At 46.7% G+C, this 20,729-nt stretch carries 13 protein-coding genes and 1 riboswitch; of the genes, 8 read left to right on the top strand and 5 right to left on the bottom strand.

Translation table 11 applies throughout. The features are described from left to right. The first annotated feature begins 93 nt into the window (after nt 1-93). Entirely contained in the window at nt 94-312 is a 219-nt protein-coding gene (locus NX722_RS01485) for an Imm32 family immunity protein (protein WP_262566394.1), read from the top strand. Nucleotides 313-529: 217 nt separating this feature from the next. Further along, nucleotides 530-874, top strand: coding sequence for a hypothetical protein (locus tag NX722_RS01480; RefSeq protein WP_262566393.1), 345 nt, complete (start codon nt 530-532; stop codon nt 872-874). A 438-nt stretch (nt 875-1,312) separates the two neighbouring features. Here NX722_RS01480 and NX722_RS01475 read toward each other — a convergent pair whose 3' ends face one another. Beyond that, nucleotides 1,313-2,074 carry a hypothetical protein gene (locus NX722_RS01475; protein WP_262566392.1) on the bottom strand — a complete coding sequence of 254 codons (762 nt, stop codon included), beginning with the start codon at nt 2,072-2,074 and terminating at the stop codon, nt 1,313-1,315. 446 nt (nt 2,075-2,520) lie between these two features. Here NX722_RS01475 and NX722_RS01470 point away from each other — a divergent pair, with 446 nt between their 5' ends. Beyond that, nucleotides 2,521-2,748, top strand: a complete 228-nt coding sequence (locus tag NX722_RS01470; protein ID WP_262566391.1) for a hypothetical protein — start codon at nt 2,521-2,523, stop codon at nt 2,746-2,748. Between the two features lie 373 nt (nt 2,749-3,121). Here the strand turns inward: NX722_RS01470 and NX722_RS01465 are convergent, their stop codons facing one another. Continuing rightward, nucleotides 3,122-4,114: an IS30 family transposase gene (locus NX722_RS01465; RefSeq protein ID WP_262563592.1), complete on the bottom strand. Its 993-nt coding sequence runs from the start codon at nt 4,112-4,114 to the stop codon at nt 3,122-3,124. 447 nt (nt 4,115-4,561) lie between these two features. Here NX722_RS01465 and NX722_RS01460 point away from each other — a divergent pair, with 447 nt between their 5' ends. The 3 genes from NX722_RS01460 (at nt 4,562) to NX722_RS01450 (ending at nt 12,693) form a co-directional block, all read left to right on the top strand. Next, complete coding sequence (locus NX722_RS01460; protein WP_262566390.1) at nt 4,562-5,869, top strand: peptide MFS transporter; 1,308 nt, start codon at nt 4,562-4,564, stop codon at nt 5,867-5,869. A 214-nt stretch (nt 5,870-6,083) separates the two neighbouring features. Next, on the top strand, nt 6,084-7,595 hold the full coding sequence (locus tag NX722_RS01455; RefSeq protein WP_262566389.1) for a peptide MFS transporter: 1,512 nt from the start codon (nt 6,084-6,086) through the stop codon (nt 7,593-7,595). Nucleotides 7,596-7,866: 271 nt separating this feature from the next. Further along, a complete protein-coding gene (locus NX722_RS01450; protein ID WP_262566388.1) occupies nt 7,867-12,693 on the top strand; it encodes an RING finger domain-containing protein in 4,827 nt (1,608 codons plus the stop codon). Nucleotides 12,694-12,824: 131 nt separating this feature from the next. Here the strand turns inward: NX722_RS01450 and NX722_RS01445 are convergent, their stop codons facing one another. Together NX722_RS01445 and rlmF are read right to left on the bottom strand one after the other, a co-directional pair. Continuing rightward, entirely contained in the window at nt 12,825-13,808 is a 984-nt protein-coding gene (locus NX722_RS01445) for an ABC transporter substrate-binding protein (RefSeq protein ID WP_262566387.1), read from the bottom strand. Nucleotides 13,809-13,872: 64 nt separating this feature from the next. Continuing rightward, a riboswitch (TPP riboswitch) is annotated at nt 13,873-13,980 on the bottom strand. A 121-nt stretch (nt 13,981-14,101) separates the two neighbouring features. Then, nucleotides 14,102-15,058 (bottom strand): 23S rRNA (adenine(1618)-N(6))-methyltransferase RlmF, encoded by a 957-nt coding sequence (gene rlmF, locus NX722_RS01440; RefSeq protein ID WP_262566386.1) that lies wholly within the window; start codon nt 15,056-15,058, stop codon nt 14,102-14,104. 124 nt (nt 15,059-15,182) lie between these two features. Here rlmF and NX722_RS01435 point away from each other — a divergent pair, with 124 nt between their 5' ends. Continuing rightward, a complete protein-coding gene (locus tag NX722_RS01435) occupies nt 15,183-18,110 on the top strand; it encodes a hypothetical protein (RefSeq protein WP_262566385.1) in 2,928 nt (975 codons plus the stop codon). Between the two features lie 37 nt (nt 18,111-18,147). On the opposite strand, the gene NX722_RS01430 is transcribed toward NX722_RS01435, so the two are convergent. Continuing rightward, nucleotides 18,148-19,110, bottom strand: coding sequence for a Tim44 domain-containing protein (locus NX722_RS01430; protein ID WP_262566384.1), 963 nt, complete (start codon nt 19,108-19,110; stop codon nt 18,148-18,150). A gap of 426 nt (nt 19,111-19,536) precedes the next feature. Here NX722_RS01430 and NX722_RS01425 point away from each other — a divergent pair, with 426 nt between their 5' ends. After that, nucleotides 19,537-20,715, top strand: coding sequence for a hypothetical protein (locus NX722_RS01425; RefSeq protein WP_262566383.1), 1,179 nt, complete (start codon nt 19,537-19,539; stop codon nt 20,713-20,715). Nucleotides 20,716-20,729 lie beyond the last annotated feature (14 nt).

Raw genomic sequence — 20,729 nt, 5'->3', positions numbered from 1 at the left:
TTAAATCCTTGTCTGATTGATCCATTTATGCTCGGTTGCCAAAATGCCCCCAACCAGTGCCCTGGCGCATAAAATGAAGGGAAGTTTTAATCTATGAAATGCTTTGGATATACCAAAAACGATGCTGACACGTTATCTGAATTTTCGGAAGTTACGTTTCAAACGAATTCAGACGACCTTCGTCGTTTAGCAAAATTCTTACTGCAATGCGCCGACGAAATGGAAAACACCCCTGATTGGGAACATGAACATTTTGATGATGAAAAAAGTGATGCCGATGTAATTGTATTTAATGAAAACAGTATATCCTGAATTCAGGCAAATTTATTTTGCTTGATTAACGATTTATACAATTCATTGATAACTGCCCCCCTACGATGCCGTGGTACACCACCAAAGCTGGCTGATGGTGAAGTGATCACGATGGAAATCGCAGGCGAATGGTTGGGTTATCCTTTATTCACAGCCATTACAACGACGATTGGTTGATTTTGCATCAGACAGCTCTTTTGAAACAGCTTCACAGAAAATGGAAGAGCATTACGGCTCTACTGCACCTGTGTCGTCTGTACGAGCGATAACATTGAGTCACGTCCGTTGCATGAATGAACAGTCTACAGCTTCATTACAGAACCGTCAGGAATGTGTAGGAGAAGGCAGGCAGCTAATCGGCGAAATGGATAGCAGCATGATTCCTGTAGTTCTTTTCGATGAAGAAACTGAGGGAGACAAACGCAAAACAAGAAAAGTGGACTGGCAGGAAACCAAACTTTGCCTGACCTATGAACAAGGAAGCCGGGATAAACGGCACAGGGTTGTTATGGGGAAATCTGAAGAAAAGCTACCGGATAGTATTCCTTCAGAACACTTTTAATTGCCCCCACACATCAGGTTCTCTCTTGACCGGGCAAAAAGCACCAGTGTGTTTACGGTCTCTGGCCCGGGTATACCTTCCTCTCCATCATAGGAAAATTCTGCAGATAGAGGAAAAAGTTACTCGTAGATGTTAAGCCGCAAGCAGCTTGGGGCGCTCTTGAGTGACATTTTCCTGATGCATACACGGCATTTGTCATTAATACCACCTCTCAGAGTGAGTAGATTTGCATGAAAATATCAGTGACTTCTATATCTTAGACGTATGTGACGTTCCTTAAGATAATTCTGGCAATAGCATCCACTTGCTGCTCCTGCTATTCCTTAGCCGCATTGTATCAATAACCTCAACATCAGGGTTTATCATTCGCGACAGTATTTGTGCAAACCTTGCAATGGTTGACTGAACAGACATTAATTTAGATGTGGTTTTCAACAATTAAACCATAACCCAGTCATGCGGGTAGTCACGCGGGTCATTGAAGCGGTCTACAACCACTTTCGCAGCTTCCATACCTGTCTTTTCTTGTTCATAGACGAAAGATGCCGAATAGTATGGGTTTACAGCCAGCATGAGTTTTGGTGGGTATTCAGGCCACATGGTCGGTTCGGTAACACTATTTACCCCCGGAAAGTATACAACACCTACAATTTTAAAATTGGGAATGGGATTAGGAAAGTTAACTTCATGAACTTCCCGTAAATGGGGAAATCTGATAGCTATAGGATCATTGGGACGAAGGCTGGGAATGGCAAAGCCTTTAAAATCTACAGCGTCAATGAGGTAGATATAACCGTCGAAATACCGGAGACTCATATTATGCACGGAAAACATGTTCATGGCGTATCGGGTACAGGCAGAAGCGCAGACACTTGTAGAGACGCCGTAGCGACCTGTATTCCCCCTCGAAGCCCCGGACACTAGCCTATACAGATACCGGTTCTGCCTATCAGGGACATCTAGGCTTAGGCTAAAACCACTTTCCAAAATCTCTAGTGGGTTTCTGACGTCACCCCGAAAAATATAACCAGAGAAGTAGGAGGGTTTATGTGTTGCAAGCACCCATTCATTACTCAGGTCAGTTGTCCAGCTGCTAGGAACATAACAGGCACCGGTAACATTCATTGTGTTCTGGAAATTAGCCGGATTATCAAGGCACAGCAGGTTGTTCCGGTCAAAAAGCTCTACTTCAGTCAACATTATAAACCCCTTCCTGCATCTGCTATTTTTCTCTTGAGTGACATTTTCCTGATGCATACACGGTATTTGTCATTAATATCACCTCTCAGAGCGAGTAGATTTTCATGAAAACACCAGTGCCATCTATATCTTAGACGTATGTGATGTTCCTTAAGATAATTTTTGCAATAGCATCCACAGAGGCGAGAGAAATTGAAAATGCTTTCAGATTACCCATTAAGTACTCTCATTCTGTTGGATGTGAAAGAAAGACAAAAGGAGGGAAACTGTTAGGTGGAAATTACAAACAGACAAGTGTTGGTTTTTACCTACATCAGCTACCTCTTGGGTTTGATGGAGATTGTCTAGAACTTAGGGGAGTAGCAACGTATAACATCCCAACGTCATCCCCGCGCAGGCGGGGATCCACTGCTCGTGGTGGATTGCCACTTTCGTGGGAATGACAAATGGTTGGTAATCTTTTTATTGCCGCTCCCCTTACATTAAAACGCTGGCTAAGGCAGTTTGACAAAAAATATATTTCTAAAATTGTTGGTTCTGGAGGTGTTTGCACATTCCTCTTGGGTATATTTTCTGAAGAAAATGTCATGTTTGAATTAGATGTAGAAGTTATTAATCAACTAGCTGAGTATGGGATAAGAATCGTATTTGATTTTTATGGCGGTGAGGATTAGCCCAGATATTGCGTAACTCGTGGTGGGCTCGATACCTACGCTTACGCAACAGCAAAGCCGCCCGGCATCGCTTCGCGTCCCGCCACTGGTCTTGTGCCGTTTCACATGCTCCCTGATCTGGCTTTCACTGAGATTATTATGCAGTGGCCAACATGGGTCATCTAAAATCAAAAGCAGCTCTTCCTTTCTTGACGGTCATCAGAAGAAGGGGCAGGAAGTGGAATATGCTGGTGCTCTTCCGGTCACTTATCAACCAAAACAAAGGTTTCCAATATCGTCGTCAATTGGAAGCCTTTTTATGGAGCTTTCGTAATGAATGCCTCTGTTTAAGTATTTCTGTTTAAAAAATATCCATAAACACTAATTCCTGAATTCAAGTCATAAGTGCATAACCCATGACTTTTCTTGCATCTATTCCAGTTGACTCTTTAAATGCCTCATAAGGAGTCTTGTAGCCCAGGCACTTTCTTGGCCTGTTGTTCAGCTTATCCACTGCAATGATGACATCTTTTTCTGTCACGCCATTAAGCTCCATCGACTTGGGGAAATACTGCCTTAGCAAACCATTAGCATTCTCATTCTGGCCTCTTTCCCAAGAATGGTAGGGGGCAGCAAAGTAGCTGTCACATTTTAAAGCTTTGGCAATTGATTCATGCTGAACAAACTCCTTTCCATTGTCGTATGTTATTGTCTTTACAAACCTTTTCAGAGGCTTGAGTACGTCAATTATTCCCTGTTTAACCGCTTTTGCCTTCTTGCCTGGTAGAGGGACAGCAAGGCGAAGCTTGGTTTTTCGTTCATCTAATGTAGCGATGGCTCCTTTATGATTTTTACCTATTACAGTATCAGCTTCCCAGTCACCAACTCGCTCTCTGTTGTTGACCACTTCGGGGCGTTCTTCAATGCCAACCCGATTTGGTATACCGGTTCGGTTATGAGCTGAACCGTATCGCTTTCGATAAGTTTTTTTCTGGTGCCTCAAGTGCTTATAGAGCGAGCCTCCGCGCCGTTTATCATCCGCTACAAATTGATAAATCGTCTCATGATGCAGCTTGATTACACCGTCCTTTTCAAGCCTTCCAGCCACTTGTTCAGGACTCCAATCTGAACGGATATCGTTTGAAATACGTTGTTTAATGTCGTCTGTCAGCTTAATAGCTTTTGGCTTATCTTTGTGCCGCTGCCGAGCTGTGCGATTAGCCTGTTGGTGCCTGTACCCTCTTTGCCCTTTATTGCGGTTTACTTCTCGCGACACGGTAGGCTGTGAACGGCCAAGCTTTTTAGCAATTTTGTTTTGTGAAGTCCCATTTTTGAGTTCAGTTTCGATATAATATCTCTCTTCAGAGCTCAGGTGTGTATAGGCCATCCTTGGCTTCCTCTGTATGGTTTGGTTGCTTTACAGAATACCCCTGAGTTCTGATTCACTTCAAAGGTTCTGAAACAATCCTCTGGTTACAGAGGTTATGCACTTATGATACGAATTCAGGATTACTGTATCAGGTCAATTTTCTGATTTTTCCCCCGTGTTAATCTTCCGCCCATTATCAACACCGGCAGTTCAACATTATTCAACCTGTTTTTTTGAATTGCTGAGTCAGTTGATTTTTTCTGAGGAAAACCGTGTCTGTCTTCGCAAATCGTTTGCCCATAACGGCAAAGGTGCTGATTATTCGGCAATTACTTTGGGGCGCCGCTTTTTATGGTGTCTATGTACTGCTAACCAAATACTTTCTTAATGAGCTGAATTACAGTGAAGCCGACACGATTATGATGCTGGGCGCTTTTGGTGCGGTAGGTCCGGTTTTTTTCTGCGGTGGGTGGTTTTCTTGCGGATCGTTATATTGGTGCTTTCCGTGCGGTTTACATTGGCTATTCCATTTATGCCCTTGGCTTTTTGCTGCTGGGGGTTGGTGCGTCGCTGGTCAATATTCCCCTCAGCATCATGGCGATTGCCCTGATCGGTTACGCCCGGGGACTATCCGCCACCTGTCCGACGGTTTTGCTGAGTAACTCGTTTTCTGACGAGCACCGGGAAGATTTTCAGAAAGGTCTTACCGTCAACTACTCACTGAATAACCTGGGTTCTTTCACGGCACGCTATCTGTTTCCTTTCTTCATCGCCGCTATTGCCTACCAGGGTAACTTTTTTCTGTCGTTTACCCTGATGTGCTGCAACCTGGTGATGTTCTGGATCTTCCGTAAACAGCTGAGAGCAGTGGGCAACCATCACGACCAGCAGCCTTTAAGCATCAAGGTATGGATGATGTTTATCGCTGTTTCCCTGACGATGCTGGGGCTGGTGTTTTGGGTTTTCAGCAATCTGACGGAAGGTAAGTACCTGCTTTATACTCTGGGTGCGGCGGCGATTCTCTATTTTATCACCCTGATTATCCGCGCTCCGGCTGTCTATAAGTACAGGATGTGTTCTGTGCTGGTCATGCTGTTTATTATGATCTGCTTCTATTTCTATTATGGGCAGATGTCGACTTCCATGAACCTGTACGCCATCAATTTGATGGGGGATCGGGTGCTTGGCTTTATTCCGGTCATGCCTGAATCCAGTGCCGCCTTTAACCCGCTGTGGTGTTTCATTATGGGCGGGCCCATGATCTTTATTTATACCTGGCTGGAGAAGAAGGGTATCTCGCCTTCTATCCCAACTAAGTTTGCGTTCGCTTTTGTGTTTAGCGGCATGGCCTTTGCCCTGCTGGCGACCTCTACTCAATATATCGGTAACGATGGTAAGTTCTCCGCTAACTGGATTCTGATGGTTCATTTCTTTCAGTCTGTGGCAGAGCTGATTGTTGGCGCTCTCGGTGTCGGCTTTATCATCGAGATGGTGCCAAAGAGTGTTTCGGCGTTTGCCATGGGGTTGCGTGCCGTTACCCTGTCACTGTCCGGTATTCTGGCCGCAGTCATTTCTACCAAAATTGCTTTGCCTAAGGATATAGAGCTGACCACGGAAGTGATTAATAACGTCTATACCGGCTACTTTACCAATCTGGCCCTGGCTGCTTTTGCCATGTTCTTTGTCACGCTGATACTGTCCAGACTGATTAAGAGGCTGATTGCCAGAAGTGAAGCGATTGCCTGTCAGGAGGCATCTCTGCAACCTGCCTAATAGTGCGTTCTCAGGAGCAGGGTCGTCACATGCCTTGTTCCTGATTTAGTTTACCTTGATGGATTCGGGTAAACCGGGTTCCGCAGCAATAGCTCCAAAGAGTAGCTCTAAAGAATAGCTCCAAAGAATAGCTCCAAACCAAAAATATAAACGACAGTAAATGAATACTAAGTCATTTCAATAGATCAATTCTCAGAATAACAGGGAGAAAACTGTGTCTGGTTTTATTTCCAAGCTGCCTTTAACGGCAAGACTGCTTATCTTGCGACAATTTCTCTGGGGAGCCGCTTTTTACGGCGTCTATGTCCTTCTCACCAAATACTTCCTTAATGAGCTGAACTACAGCGAGGCAGACACAATTATGGTTCTGGGTGCCTTTGGTGCCGTGGGGCCGGTGTTTTCTGCGGTGGGGGGCTTTATTGCTGACCGTTATATTGGTGCATTCCGGGCCGTCTATATCGGCTATACCATCTACGCTGTTGGTTTTCTGATGCTGGGTATTGGTGCATCTACTGCCAGTATTCCTCTCAGTCTTATGTCCATTGCCGTGATCTGTTATGCACGGGGACTGTCGGCTACCTGTCCGACGGTACTGCTGGGTAACTCTTTCCCTGATGATCAGCGGGATGATTTTCAGAAAGGCCTGACGTTTAATTATTCCATTAACAACTTCGGGTCGTTTCTGGCGCACTACCTGCTCCCGTTCTTTGTGGCTTACATTGCCTACCGGGGTAACTTCTACATTTCCTTTGCCTTGATGTGCTGCAACGTGCTGATGTTCTGGGTTTTCCGCCGACAGCTGACGGCAGTGGGCAATGACTTTGACCAACGGCCTGTGAGAAAAACCGTCTGGGTTTTGTTTGCGCTTGGCTCTGTGGCCATGCTGGGTGTGGTGTTCTGGATTTTCAGCAACCTGGATGAAGGTAAAAACCTGCTTTACGCTTTGGGTGTCTCTGCCATCCTGTATTTTATTTCCTGTATTTTTAAGGCATCTACCGCTTATAAATACAGAATGGGCTGTGTACTGATTATGCTGTTTATCATGATCTGCTTTTATTTCTATTATGGGCAGATGATGACGTCTATGAATATTTACGCCATCAACCTGATGGGGGATCGTCTGCTGGGCATTATCCCTATTCTTCCGGAAGCAAACTCAGCCTTTAACCCTCTCTGGTGTTTTGTCATTGGCGCACCGGTTATTTTTGCCTATTCCTGGTTAGAGAAGAAGGGCTTTAACCCAACCATTCCCACCAAGTTTGCTGCAGCCTTTGTTTTCACGGCTATTGCTTTTGGCCTGCTGGCATTGTCTACCCAGTTTGTTGATGAGAACAGTAAAATCTCCGCCGACTGGGTCATGATGGTTCACTTCTTTCAAGCCATTGCCGAACTGATTGTAGGTGCCCTTGGTGTTGGTTTTATTCTGGAAATGGTGCCAAAGACCCTGTCAGCATTCGCTATGGGACTGAGAGCAGTTACCTTGTCACTGTCTGGTATTCTGGCGGCCGTTATTTCCACTAAAATTGCTTTGCCGAAGGATATTGAATTAACGGAAGAAATCGTTAATTCCGTATACACCGGCTACTTCACCAAACTGGCTCTGGCTGCGCTGGTGATGGCAGTGGTGACTTTCATGTTGTCTAAAGTGATTGCCAGGCTGGTGGCCAAAAGCAAAGCTATTGAGCAGGCAGAGGGGACTGCCGGGTTAACAGAAGCGTCTCTTTAAGTGTTGCGCAGGTTGAGTAGAGCGTCATGAAACGATCTACTCACCTGATTCAGAGTGTGTATTCCGGAGAAAGTAGATATCCCAGAACCAGCTGAAAAAAACTCGCTGGTGATAGAGTAATACTGCTTAATGATGACCACAGGGAAGAGAAATTACAGCAGCTATGCGCTGTCCGCTGTCATATGCTTTACTGTGTAACAGAAAATATAAGCCTATCATAGGGATCTTGTTCGGCACATTCGGCTCAACATAATTTCTCTGGCGGTCTGTAATGATCAAAAAAAGGCAGAATCGATTCAGGCATTTACTCTTTGTCTTTTTTTTATTGTCTTCAGTGTTCATCTCATATGAGACTCAGAGCAGCATACTTGATGCCGGGAAACTTCTCGACGTTGAATTGCATTTTGAAGCTCCACTGGGTGTTTACTTCCGCGTTGGGCAGGATACAACCTTCCGAAAATACGACAGGATTTTATCTGAAGGTAGCATGGACACCGCAACCAACTTCGTCATCTATTCATTTCTTTTTAACATTATTCGATCCAGCGTTGCCTCTGTCACCGGGCGATGGGTTCAATCCCCTGTTGCCGCACAGGCATCGGGAACTCTGGCGGCCTTTCTTTTTCCCAGACTGATAAATAGCTTATACAGTCTATTTACGGGACATCGGCGGGGTAGCGAGCAATTACAGACAGGCGACTATGAAATTGCGCAACGCTTCTACATGGAGTTAATCTACAGCCAATTCAGCCCCCATGAACACTTACGCATCACCCCCTTTCCCGGCAACGCTAATACATTACCCCGTCAGGCTCAAAACGCCTCGTTTCCAGATTCGTGGGACACCTTGTACCTGGTTGCCACCCGAAACCGTATCGAAAGCATTGACCTTTCGTGGTTCCAACAAACTTCAGGCCATGGCGTAGTTGTTCAACTACGCTATCATGACCAACACGCCCTGACTTTTCATCTTCCGGTGTCAGATTCAGAAAACCTGCCCGGTACTATTGAATCCCAGCTCTATCACCAAATGGAGGTGCGGCAGGGGCATGCGGCCAGCCTGTTAAATCAGGCCATTATTGACCGGGTGATTGCCCTGATCGAATCGCCCGGAACGATCCAGCCTCTCCTTTCTGCATCGGAGCTGAGCAGCACCCTTGAGTTTAATGAGCAGGGATACGTCCACCGACTGGATCTCTGCGGTGAAGCAAGCAACGACTGCCACTGGTATCTTCAGTTGGTGTGGGAACCCTTGCCCATTCCTCATATACGACCTGTTTTAATGGGGCAGCATATCGTTAAAAGTCCCTCACACGCTTTAATTACTCAGCTGTCGAGCCTGAACGTTGCCGAATACATTCTGCAGCTGATTGAACAAGAGGCATTAAGGCGGGCAATAGATCTGATCAGAGCGAACTCTGACCGTTACACTGGTCATCAGGAATCACCTTCTCATTTCACTGACACCAATGACCACCCCATTGTTCCCTATGACGTACCTGAACAATCGCAAGTCATCCAGAGCTTTGTCCCTTCCAACATTCCAACAGAATCGCCTGTCGGCTATTTAATCAAAGCTCTATTACCAGAAAGGTCTGTCACAGAAATTGTCCCAAAATCGATACGATTCACCGCCCTGTTTAAGGCGATAAACCCTCTCACCTACCGGTTTCATATGGTTGACCCAGAGGACTATGGTGCCTACGCCGTCGATACTTCCTCACCATCGTCGTCAACCCTCCGTCCCTCTCAGGAGGCCCTAAAAGGGCTGCTGGGTTATTTCAAGGACTCTGAGGTCAAATGTAACCACTGCGGAGGTCCACCACTATTCCCTCACAAGCGATTATGTGAATGCGATCAGAATTCTATATACCTCTGCCAGAGCTGCTACAGGCTTTTGGGAGCATCAGGGCAAGCCGATTGCCCCGACTGTAAAGTACAGGGGGATACTACGTTATGGGCTATTGATGAATCACTCCTGCAAGTTATTAGTCAGAATATGCAACCGTTTTTAGCATCGTCCAACCTCCCCGCTTGTTCTAATGATCACTGCGACAATCGATTATTCCCGGGCTTTACAAAACAGGATGGAGGCAAAGTGCCTTTTTGCATGTCTTGTATAACGCGCAGTGACTCAACATCCATCACAGGTTTAAAAGAAAACCCCCTTGATGCACATCTGATTAGCAGCAACTCTGCCATTTTTCCTGATGATGCGAATGGTGCAACCGCAGAGCAGAAGCCTCACGAGCAAATGCTCAAGGAAACCAACCTCAAATGGAACCGTCTTAATAACGAGTTCAATAGGCACGGGCTTATTGTAAGGATGCTGGTTAAGGATAGCCTGAGAGATACCGGCAGTTTCGATCAGGCTATGAAGGATTTTTTTGAAAAAAAAGGAACCCCTCGATGGGTATCGGCCTCTCTGGTGACACCAGGCTATGGCACCCCCTTTATGCCTGAAACTGCACATACTGGTGTGGGCTTTGCCTATTCGCCAGAGGCGATAGAAACAAAAGCGCACTTTAAAAGCAACGCTTTTACCCAGTCTAAAAATAATCTGGAAACAGGGTTAAACAGTTGCAAGACGCCTGAGGGAAGGAAAGTAAAAAACCACCCCAACAAACGATCCCTGATTAATAAGCTGGAAGAAGAACGTATTATTCATCGTTCATTGAGAGTTGTAACAGAAACCAGTGGACACATTGCTGAGTCCGGCGATTTTATGGAAGGTATACGCAGGTCAAGATTCCCTTCCCTATCAAGATGCCCTTCCCAATATGGACGCCACAACGAGGTGATTGGTAATTTCGACGGAAAAGAAGCGAGTGCTGCAAAAGCCGTCGTCATGATGAACCGACAGAGTATCCCCGAACTGACTATTGCGGTAAACGAACTGATTAACGCGGGTGCAGAAGGAGACCTTCCCATTATAATGCACGACGGGATAGGGGCATTTCGGCAGCTTGGCTCTCTAAAAAGTTTCCGGGAATGGTTGAGTAAAGAATTATATCTCAAACGCCACTTTCAGTTGCCTGAATTTCCACCAGACATAATGCCAGACAACTTTTTCGACATCATTACTGGTCTTGCTACAGGTATGGTTCGTCTTGAGCAGGCACTCAAAACCACCGATTCTGACACCCCATTAGATTTATTCCAGGAAATGGACTATTTAAACCAGCAATCTTATGTTGGTTACTTCAGAAGTCATCTCGCTGCAGGCACTCTTCTACCGAACCTGATGAACAGCGAGTGTTTTGCAGATAACATCAGTCGTTTTATTGAGTTACTAACCTTTTATTATCAGACAAAAGATAAACTCCATGCTCAGCACACGAATGAGTTGGGTAGAGATATTCTGCTACTTGGCAACGAACTCAGGGGAGTCCTTATCCGTTCCGTTCTGGTCAGTTCGGCCTATCGTCAGTTACTTGAAAGCGTAGGAATAGAGTTTGACGACAGTGAAACAATACTACTTTCCTTTGCGGCTATCTATCATGCTTTCAGGTGCCACCATTCAATGGATTACCCCTTTACTATACAATTTACAGATTTTATAAAATCAGCACCTGCCGGTCTGCGTGATAACATACAGAAAGCCCTGCTATACCCCAATGAAGTGTTCGATATAAACAAAAGACATACCCTCTACGCCCACATATTAAGTGCCGTTAAAACCCTGAGACCTGAAGCTGAAGGCATCAATTACAAGCTCTGGAGCACACTGAAAAAGCTTATCAGGCAGGAAGATGAAGGAGCCATTTCCAACCGGGTCGCTGCCATAAAAGATTTACCCACTCGCTGGAATTACCACACCCCCATAGAATGCGGCAAAGGCACTATGAGGGAATACACCCAACAAAATACTCCGCGACCTTTTGTTGAAATAGCCTCTGAGAGAATAAACTGGATCAGGGTACAGAGGCGATTAAAGGAAGACATTAGCCACAAAATGGCCGAGGCACTTCGTACTCACTCAGGAATATTTGCCCCATGGCCTTATACTGAACAAAACCTGAAGATTCCCCAGATGTCGCTGCTTGAGCTGATCTATATATCCGCTTCCACTGAAGAGTTCTTGCTATTTGATACTTTATACGATCATTACCTGCATCAGGGCGTGCCCCTGTTGACAGGCACAATTGACAATAGCGAGGTCACTCCGGCACTGGTGAAAACGTTAAAAAATCAAGAAAAGATAATTCCATCATTCGATACCCTTGGTGATAACTTACGGTTACTGCCCAACATTAAATTACGACCTCATGAAATAGCCTTGCCATTGGGCAGTGATTTTTCCATTTACGAAAATTTGAAGGTATCTGATGCTTCGCCCTCAGCCCTGGTAGAACCCTCGGGACGGATTGACTACGTCAGAATTGATGGACCGGGAGCCGACTTAGCAAAATCCACTTATCAGTTTCAGCCAGTACATAGCACCACTGAACCGTTAGAAGAGTGTCCTATCTGTTTTGAAGACTTCGCTGACAATCCGGATTCTCCATTTTTAAAGGCGCCCTGTTGCCGCAAAAATATTCATAAATCCTGCCTCAGCAGAGCATTAACCACCAGCTCGGGTAACTGCCCAATGTGCCGGCGGCACCTGGTGGACCGGCAGGGTCCGCAACCTTCAGGATCACTAACCTGGAAAAGCATCCGGCACTCATGTTTGGCAAACGAATGTTATGACCGTTTTTTTGAAATTGATTACTCAACCCCCGCCGGTCAGTACCGGGAACCTGGGCAGGAAGCGGCTGTTGATTACGTCAAGGATGATAGAAAAGCGTTCATACCTGATACCGAAAAGGGAAGAAAAGCCTTTTTTATGCTGCTGGAAGCCTACAAAAGAGGGTTTGTTCTGTCATTCGGAACTTCACTCAGTCGCCAAAGGGATAATGTGGTTATCTGGGGCGACCCACCCCAGAAATCCAAAATTCATGGCAGCGGCAATCCTACGGATGGCCACTACTATCCAGATCCGGACTATCTTGACCGATTGATTGGCACCCTCAAAGTCATGGGAATTTCAGAGCCACCCCCCGAGATGCAGCCTCGCCTGTCAAGAGGTCCCCAACCATCCGGGGGAACGAATTGAAGAACAATTATTTCCAGCCTGCCACTGCGCTGCTTGAGAAACAGGGTTAAGGGCAGGAAAGCCTGTTCGAAGGAAGGAAGCCTGCTAACAGGCTTCCAATGTTAAAAGCAGAGAGTAAAGAACAGAAAGGATCAGGAAGCTCTCACCTCAGAAAGGTAACTGCCATCCACAGGCTGGAAAGCGGCATAGGGCCTTTCCGGCAGATACTCATTGCTGTAACAGCTGTCAGCCTGCATGGACTCATCGGTAATGCCCAGTTCCTGCGCATAACGACCCACCTTATCCCAGTCGCGGTCAACATTGACCAGATCCCTTGAAAAATAAGGAAGACAGCTGATGTATATCTTGCGGAAAGTGTCGTTTCTTAAGCGGGGAATGTTCTGGCACAGCAGGTCCCAGGCTTTTTCCGGATTTTCCAGCGTCCACTGAACACCGTGCTGGGTTGCCTTCATAAAGCGGCGAACCTCGTCCTTATGATTCACAAGGTATTCTTCATTGACCAGAAACAGAATGCTGCAGAAACAACAGCAACCCAGACCAGCCAGCTCATCCACCCGAAGGATTCCGGTTTCCTGCCCACTGACCTGTTCCAGTTCCACCTGTTGAAAACAGCCTATTCCCATGCCGGCATCCACCTGGTTCTGCAGAATGGCGTCGGTCATATTCATTCCAACCCGAACGGTTTCATAGGCATTCGGTTCAATGCCTGCCCGCCGGGCCAGATCATCAATGATAATTTTCCCAAAGCGCCCAATATACCCAATCCTTTTACCCCGGATATCTTCAAAGCCATTGATGCCACTGGACTTCAAAAAGATAATGCCTGTTGGCGGCTCATGGAACAGTGTGCCGGTTGAGACCACTTTGTACCCTTTAGCCCTGGCCGCATAGGTATGAATCATCGCCTTGAGGGCAATATCCACTTTGTTCTGACCAATTATGTCTGTTACATCAGAAGGGTCGGTGGTTTCCATGATGGCAGGCGAAAGCCCTTCTTCTTCATAAAACCCCAGATAATGTGCCATAAAAATAGGAGTGTGGTAGGGGTTGGCGTACCAGTTCAGCAACAGGGAAAGTCTGGAGTTGTCTGTTTTTGAGATAACAATATCTGACATGCGTTAATTTCCAATATAAATATGAACGGAATAGCAACGCATCTGGGAGAGCTGAATAAACAAGCTGGCGACATCTCGACTGTCCCTACGCCGGTACTAACCGGATCAGGTTCAACAGGTATGATCTCAGCCTGATAACTTACACATCAAACAGGCACCCTGCGTCACTGGGTCAACAGTATAGTTTAGTTGACATCCTCCCCCACAGTTCCACAGTGGGAACTTTTACGGTGACTGGGACACTTGAGCTTTGCGAACACACGCGCCCAGCTCAACAGGCGCGTGTGTTCCGATTAAAGCGACTCAGGGTTACGGTGTTCCTCAACCATCATAAAACTCCATGCCAGCATAAGGCTGATCTTTTGCCCCTGGCTCGTCGCCCTCAATTTCACCTGCATGGCACCCACATCTACCAGCATTTGACGTAAAGGGGTAATGTTGTCTTTTTCAGACACCAGACTGGTAAACCAGAACACCTGCTCGGCAAATTCAGCACTCTCTTTCACCATATCTTTCAGAAAGCGAATCTCACCCCCATCACACCATAGCTCATTGCTTTGCCCACCAAAGTTAAGCTGTTTTTCGCTGTCAACCTGCATTTGGCTGCCACGCTCGACCTCTGAATTTTTCAGGTTTTTCCATTCCCGTAGTGTGTCTGCTTCCGCTTCTTTTTTAGAAGCGTAGAAAGGCGGGTTACACAGGGTCAGGGCAAACTGGTCCGTTTTCTTAATGATGTTTTTAAAAAAGTGCTGACTGTTGTTTTGCAGGACAACATCCACCTTGTCTGACAGGTTGCTATTGCTGTTAACAATCGTCTTTGCCGACTCAACCGAGACCGGGTCAATATCACTGGCAACAAAGTGCCAGCCATAGACCTGACTGCCAATAATGGGGTAAATCAGGTTAGCGCCGGTGCCAATATCCAGAACCTTTACCGGGGTTTTACCCAGTTTCACCGACTTCAGAAGGTCGGCCGCATAATGGATATAGTCTGCCCGGCCGGGAATGGGGGGACAGGGGTAATTCGATGGAATCGACCAGTGCTGAATCTGGTAATGCTGTTTCAATAGTGCCTGATTCAGGCAGACCACCGCCTGTTGATCAGAGAAATTAATGGTTTTATCCCCACTGGGGTCCGCTTTAACAAAGGCTTCAAGCTCCGGATGAATGGAGCAGAGATCGTCAAAGTTGTAGCAACCCTGATGAATATTGCGGGGGTGAAGCTGAGTGGCTGAGTGGTTACCAGACATAATAATGACCAATCAAACTAAAACAAGCTGAAGTTTAGATGAAATACGCCTGAGAATATCCGAAATCAAAGCGGTCTGCCGACAATCATAAAGAACAATAAAAACCAACCTCTGGAATGTCACCATGTCGATACCTTCTGCTGGAAGATCTTCCTCCACCCCCAAGCCTTCGATAAAAGATGGCAAGGAATCACAAGCCGCCCCGGAGGGCGTATTTCAGGTATCAGGCGAAGGTCGTTCTGTCCATCCCCACAGTGACAATCCCCAGTACATGTCCCCGGAGGCAGACCATACAGCAAACCGCTCCCTGGATGACTGGGACATAGAGGTTCTGGAAATAGAAAACCGGTATTTTGACATCGTGGCAGACCTGTCCGGCAAGTCAGAATCAGTCATACCACGCTCCCGGTTAAAGCAAGCTGTCAACACCATCAGAAACAGTCTTAGTACCTTGTTCAATCACTACAGACAGCGAGTTGCGCATCTGGTTGTCGAAGGCCGTATCGAGAAGCAAAACGCTGACGAAGTGATGGTACGCAACAATGCGCTATCCCCCATACTGGACGAACTGAACGAATTAGAGGCGTCGATGCAATGGCAGTTTGGGAAAAAAAATCAGCACGCCAGCATGGCTCAGCTCAGAACCCTGATGTCAAAGGCAACAGGCGTCATCTCAGAAACCAAAGCGCAATTAAACGACTCAACGACCCTGCCTGAACCAAAACAGGAATCAACAACATCCACTCTACCGGACACAACCCCGCTGCCCGGCGATCCACCTTCTGAAAACCCGGAACAACTACTGGCAACCCTGACACAGAACGTAAAACAGTCAACAGCCAAAGCGTTTAAAGCAACGCTGGACAGCTCGGTTAAAGAGCTTGGCAGACTGCTGACGCTCCTGCCCCAATGGATACAGGAAGCTCAGGCGTCTGATGAGGATGCAGAGGCTCTGGCAACCTACCAGAGCGTTTTCAATAGCGCGTTTGAGAAATTGCAGTCTCTCGCTCTTAAGACAATCGACAAAAAAGACATCCCTTCAAACCAGTCAACGGCCACCCGGCTGTTTGAGCAATGTCGGGACATGGTCGTAAGAATTGAAAGCGTGAAAAACGGAAAGTTTGATGCCTGGGTTGCCGCCCGGATCAAAAACCCCAGGCTGAAGGCCATAGTCGCCGCAATTGACCAGGCTGACAACCCGGAATTGCGCCTGAAAGCGCAGCAGCAACTCCATCACTTTCTGGCGAAAAACCTGCAGCACTTCAGCCGTCTGGAACCGATACTGAAACTAACCCTGGAAAAGAGCCGGCTTCAGGAGCAGCAGGCACCTGAACTCTGTGAAGACGCCCTGAAAGCACTGACGTCATTGTCAGGCCATGTCAAAACCACTGAAGATCCTGAGTTTACTGTAAAGTGGATGCAGGCTATTGAAAAAGCGGATCAGGAACTGAGTTATTTACAGCAGCTGGAACAAACCCTGCCAGAGCGTATTCTGCCCGTTCTGACCACCAGCCCCAAATCAGCCCCTCATTTTCTTCACCTGCTAAACCCTGTCTGTCGTGCATTTTTAGCCAGGGAACCAGAGTTGGTCTCAAGCGAAGTCTCCAGAAAGCTGTTTTCTTCCATGGCAGAGTTTCTTGAAGGGCGCAGGGAGCAGGATGCATTAAAACGTTCTTCAGCACTGATTAAAGTCGCTTCTGAGAATTTTTCATCCCCTGATTTTTTGTCCCGGATACTGAACGAAGCAAAAACGTTCGAAGAAATACACGCTATTTCGCAATCACTCTATGACTGGGACATAACTCTGTTTGAAGAGGTGCAACATGCAGTCAGAGGCCTGGAAACCGTGAAGATGGATTTTGAAGTGGATGGCATAGAGAAAGGCAGGGATGCCCTGATTTATCTGATGAGCGAATATCCTGACTCCATTAAGGAGCATGCCGAAAAAACGTCTGCCAAACGTTTTGAAGAATTAACAGACATTTTGCGTACATCGTTAACAACACAATTACAAAAGATATTCGCATCTGAAAAGCCAACACCTGAGCTTTTTGAAAAAGACTTAAACCAGGCATTACAGGGTATTGCTAAAGTCACTTTAACCCCGGTTGAAGGCAAAAAAGACGCAATAGCCAGCAAAGTGGCGATAACGCTCACACCAGAAACCCTGAACGACAAAGACTTCAGGGCATTTTTGAACAGCACCACTGATCCGCAAAAAACCTTTGCGGAAGCATTCAGAAAATCGCTCACTGACGACAGGGTTCACTTTGATCAGTTAACCAGAAGCTGGGAGGTTTTACCCCTTCCACCCGAGCTGCTCAATGACTATAAAGCTGTTTTTCTGAAAGATTTCAATCTGTACCACAAAGCGGGTCAGCTGGCTCAGGAAAACAAGGAAACCATTGATTCTCAGGTTCAGGTCAGAGAACAGATCAATGCAGGCGTCAGTCAGGTCACAAGCGCTTTACATGGACTAGAAAACCAGTTGCAGACACAGCACGCTAAACGACGAAAAAAGTTAAAGGCATTACAGACGCACCTGGCCAGTCTGAAATCCTTTACCAAAGAGTTGGAGAAAAGCCCTCTTGCCAACCTGTCAGCCGACACCTGTAAGGTCGCAGAAAATTTAATAACCATGGTATCGAATAAGCAGATAAAACCGGAGCAGGCAGTCACTATCCTGAATCCTTTGCATCAGGTACTGGAAACAGCTGAACATCAGACTACGCCAGCCGGTCAGCGAAAAATGGCCGATGTTAAAAAAGTACCTGAAGCGTTAACGCACCTGTTGAAGAAAATGGATAGTACGCTCAGGCCAAGACTGCTCTATAAACTGTTTGCCCGAAAACGGGTAAAAGCCTTTGAACAGGCAAGAGCGCTGGTCTCTGTTTGTGAACAGTGTCCGAATGGTGCCAGACTTAATGCAGCAATGATTGATCACTGGTTAAAAACATCAGGCATTGAACAACAGTCACGGAGGGATTTACAGGAGCTGGCGAGCAGTCTGAATCGCTACTCAAAACAACTTGCAGGTTGGGCAGAGCGATAGCTCGACCCAACCTGCAATTAAACGCAATGAAAGACGATCAGGACTCAATCCCGATAATCCGCCAGGGAGCATTCTGCCGGGTCAGGTCACGCTCAAGGTGCCAGATATCGGTAATATCTTCTTCCATACCTTCAACCGTATCCCGGTATTTACCGGTAAAACGAATGCTGATCTGGGCTACCGTCGCCGTGTAATCGGCACGCACCATTTCGGCATCAACAAACATCACTTCCGTATGCTGGTCACCCTGCAACTGTTCACGAACCGGTTTCATCTGTTTAAACAGTTCCGGATCAAGGTACTCCTGCATGGTTCTGAAATCACTTCGGTTCCAGGCTTCCTGCAGAGTTCGGTAGTGATCGCGGGCGCCATTCAGGAAAGCATTCAGGTTGAAATCCGACGGCACATTCATAGGCACATCGCTGGCACCAAAACCCGTTTGAGCCTCTGGATTGGCTCCCCCGGAAGGGACAGGGCTTGAAGGGGCATCGTTAAAGCCAGCATCACGAGACTCTGCGGGGGTGTCCTTGTTGAACAGGTCCTGCAGCTGATCGCGGTAGTTCTGGGTGCTCTGACCGAAAGGCTGGTCTTGACGGGAAGCACCCGAGTGGTTGCCCGCCATAGCTTTCGCACGGTTCATACTGCGGAATACTTTAAACAGTACGAAAGCGAGAAGCCCCAGTATCAGAATATCCATAATCCCGATGCCGCCAAAAGCACCACCACCCAACAGGGAAGCAATCAGCCCGCCAGCCAGTAAGCCACCCAGCAAACCGCCAAGCATTCCTTTACGACTGTTTTTCTGCTGAGTGCTGTTGGTATTCTGTTGTTGCCGGTCGGCACGATTCTGCTGAAAAGCCGGTTTTTTGGGGGCCGGTGCCGTTTTAAACGAGCGCCCAAAGCTTTTGCCGCCACCAAAACGCTTGGCTTCAGCTTCAGGAGCCGTAAAGGCAAGGCTGAACACCATTAACATGGCCATCAGCGAAGCAAGTTTTTTCATTCACTATCTACCTCTTGTGGTCTTCCTATCCTATGGGTATGAATGAATATTTCAACCCGCAAAGGTATCAAAATCCTGTCAGCACGACGCACTTGACCCGACACGCTTGACCCGAAACATTTGCCCTCTTTGCTTTGCCTCGACAGGTATTACGCCAGCCCCCAATAAAAAACTATTCACCACAATTAATTCGACTAGCCTACACTTCCTTGCAGCCCTAATTCACCTAACCAAAAAGAAGAGGATGTTTTCAGGAATATGAAGCTTTTCCATTCTGTTATCCTGATTTTTTTATTCACGTTATCATTGGTCGTTCAGGCTACCTGTAATAAGTGCCGCTCTGATTCAGAATACTGCCCATGTCAGGAGGCTCAGTCGCTGCTTCGATCAATGAGCCAGAATTCAGAGAATACAGGGACAAGCTCCATGCCCTCCCGATTCAACCCCGGTAATGATGTAGAATCTGACGGTCATGTCCGGTTGATAACTCGAGATGCAACGATCACTATTGAGACTATTGGGAATATTGAACCGGATGCAGTCATTTCCGTTCGCTCGACAGCTCAACGCCCCAATCAGCAACCTCCTCAATACAACCATCAAAACAGATTTGTGAGTTTGCCTACCGCCCCGGCACCGGGGAATATGGCTCATCTGTCAGCTGTGACGAGTGCCTGGAGCCAGGGGCCATCGAATGTAGTCTCCGGCGCAGAGTACTATGGATTTACCGCCCCTCAAAGATCACCCGCTGCAGCGTTTGATGACAGCAGAAACCAGCCACCCACTGTCAGCCAGGTCAGGATAACAAGAGACCAATATGCCAAATACTTCACTACAGACTGGCAAAACCTGCTTGAACTATTTGCCGAAGCCCAAAGAAAAACGAAGCTGTTAAATGAGATCAATAAGAACATTGGAATAATTTACGAAAGTGCACAATCAGAGCAAGAGCAGGCAAACGTAGAAGAAATCAGCAATAGGACTCCCCGCCCTTACTCTGAAGATCAAGCGGCCACTTTAATGCAGCAGTTTCAAACTTACTTGCAGTCAGCTCTCATTTCTACGACGCCAGCGACGGATCTTCATTCACTGGTTGTTCCCGTGGAAACCACTCACTCACTTGCATGGGTAATGGGGGATTACAGTTTTGTTTATAGCTCTTTGATGCAACAGCTGCAGGAGAAATCCAGAAATTCCAACGTGGCAAATTTCAACCAATATTCCACAAGAATCAGGGCTCAGATCGAGCGATTCGTCAGCAACCCTGGGCCTCAGACAAACGCTCCCTACTTTCACCTTGGTCAGAGCCACCAGCAAAGTGTTGAGAATAGCCAGGGCATAAGCAACGGGATGACTAATTTTATTAATACGGAATTAAGTCAAGGAATCAGAAGCTTTGTCTTCAGGTATTCAGGCGTAACATCCCCTTACAATCAGGGAGGTCTGTTTTTATTTGTTTTTCAGGATGCCGCTATTATCATTTCCCCACACCTGGGCATTATGATGAGCCAGAATATTGATGATGTTATTAAATACATCATCAACTATACCCTTCTACTGGGTGCCAACAAAATCAGTGATAAAGTTTATATCTCCAAAATTTAAACAAACTGCTCAGG

Source organism: Endozoicomonas gorgoniicola, assembly GCF_025562715.2.
Taxonomy (GTDB): domain Bacteria; phylum Pseudomonadota; class Gammaproteobacteria; order Pseudomonadales; family Endozoicomonadaceae; genus Endozoicomonas_A; species Endozoicomonas_A gorgoniicola.
This window is presented reverse-complemented; position numbering and strand designations above follow the sequence as displayed.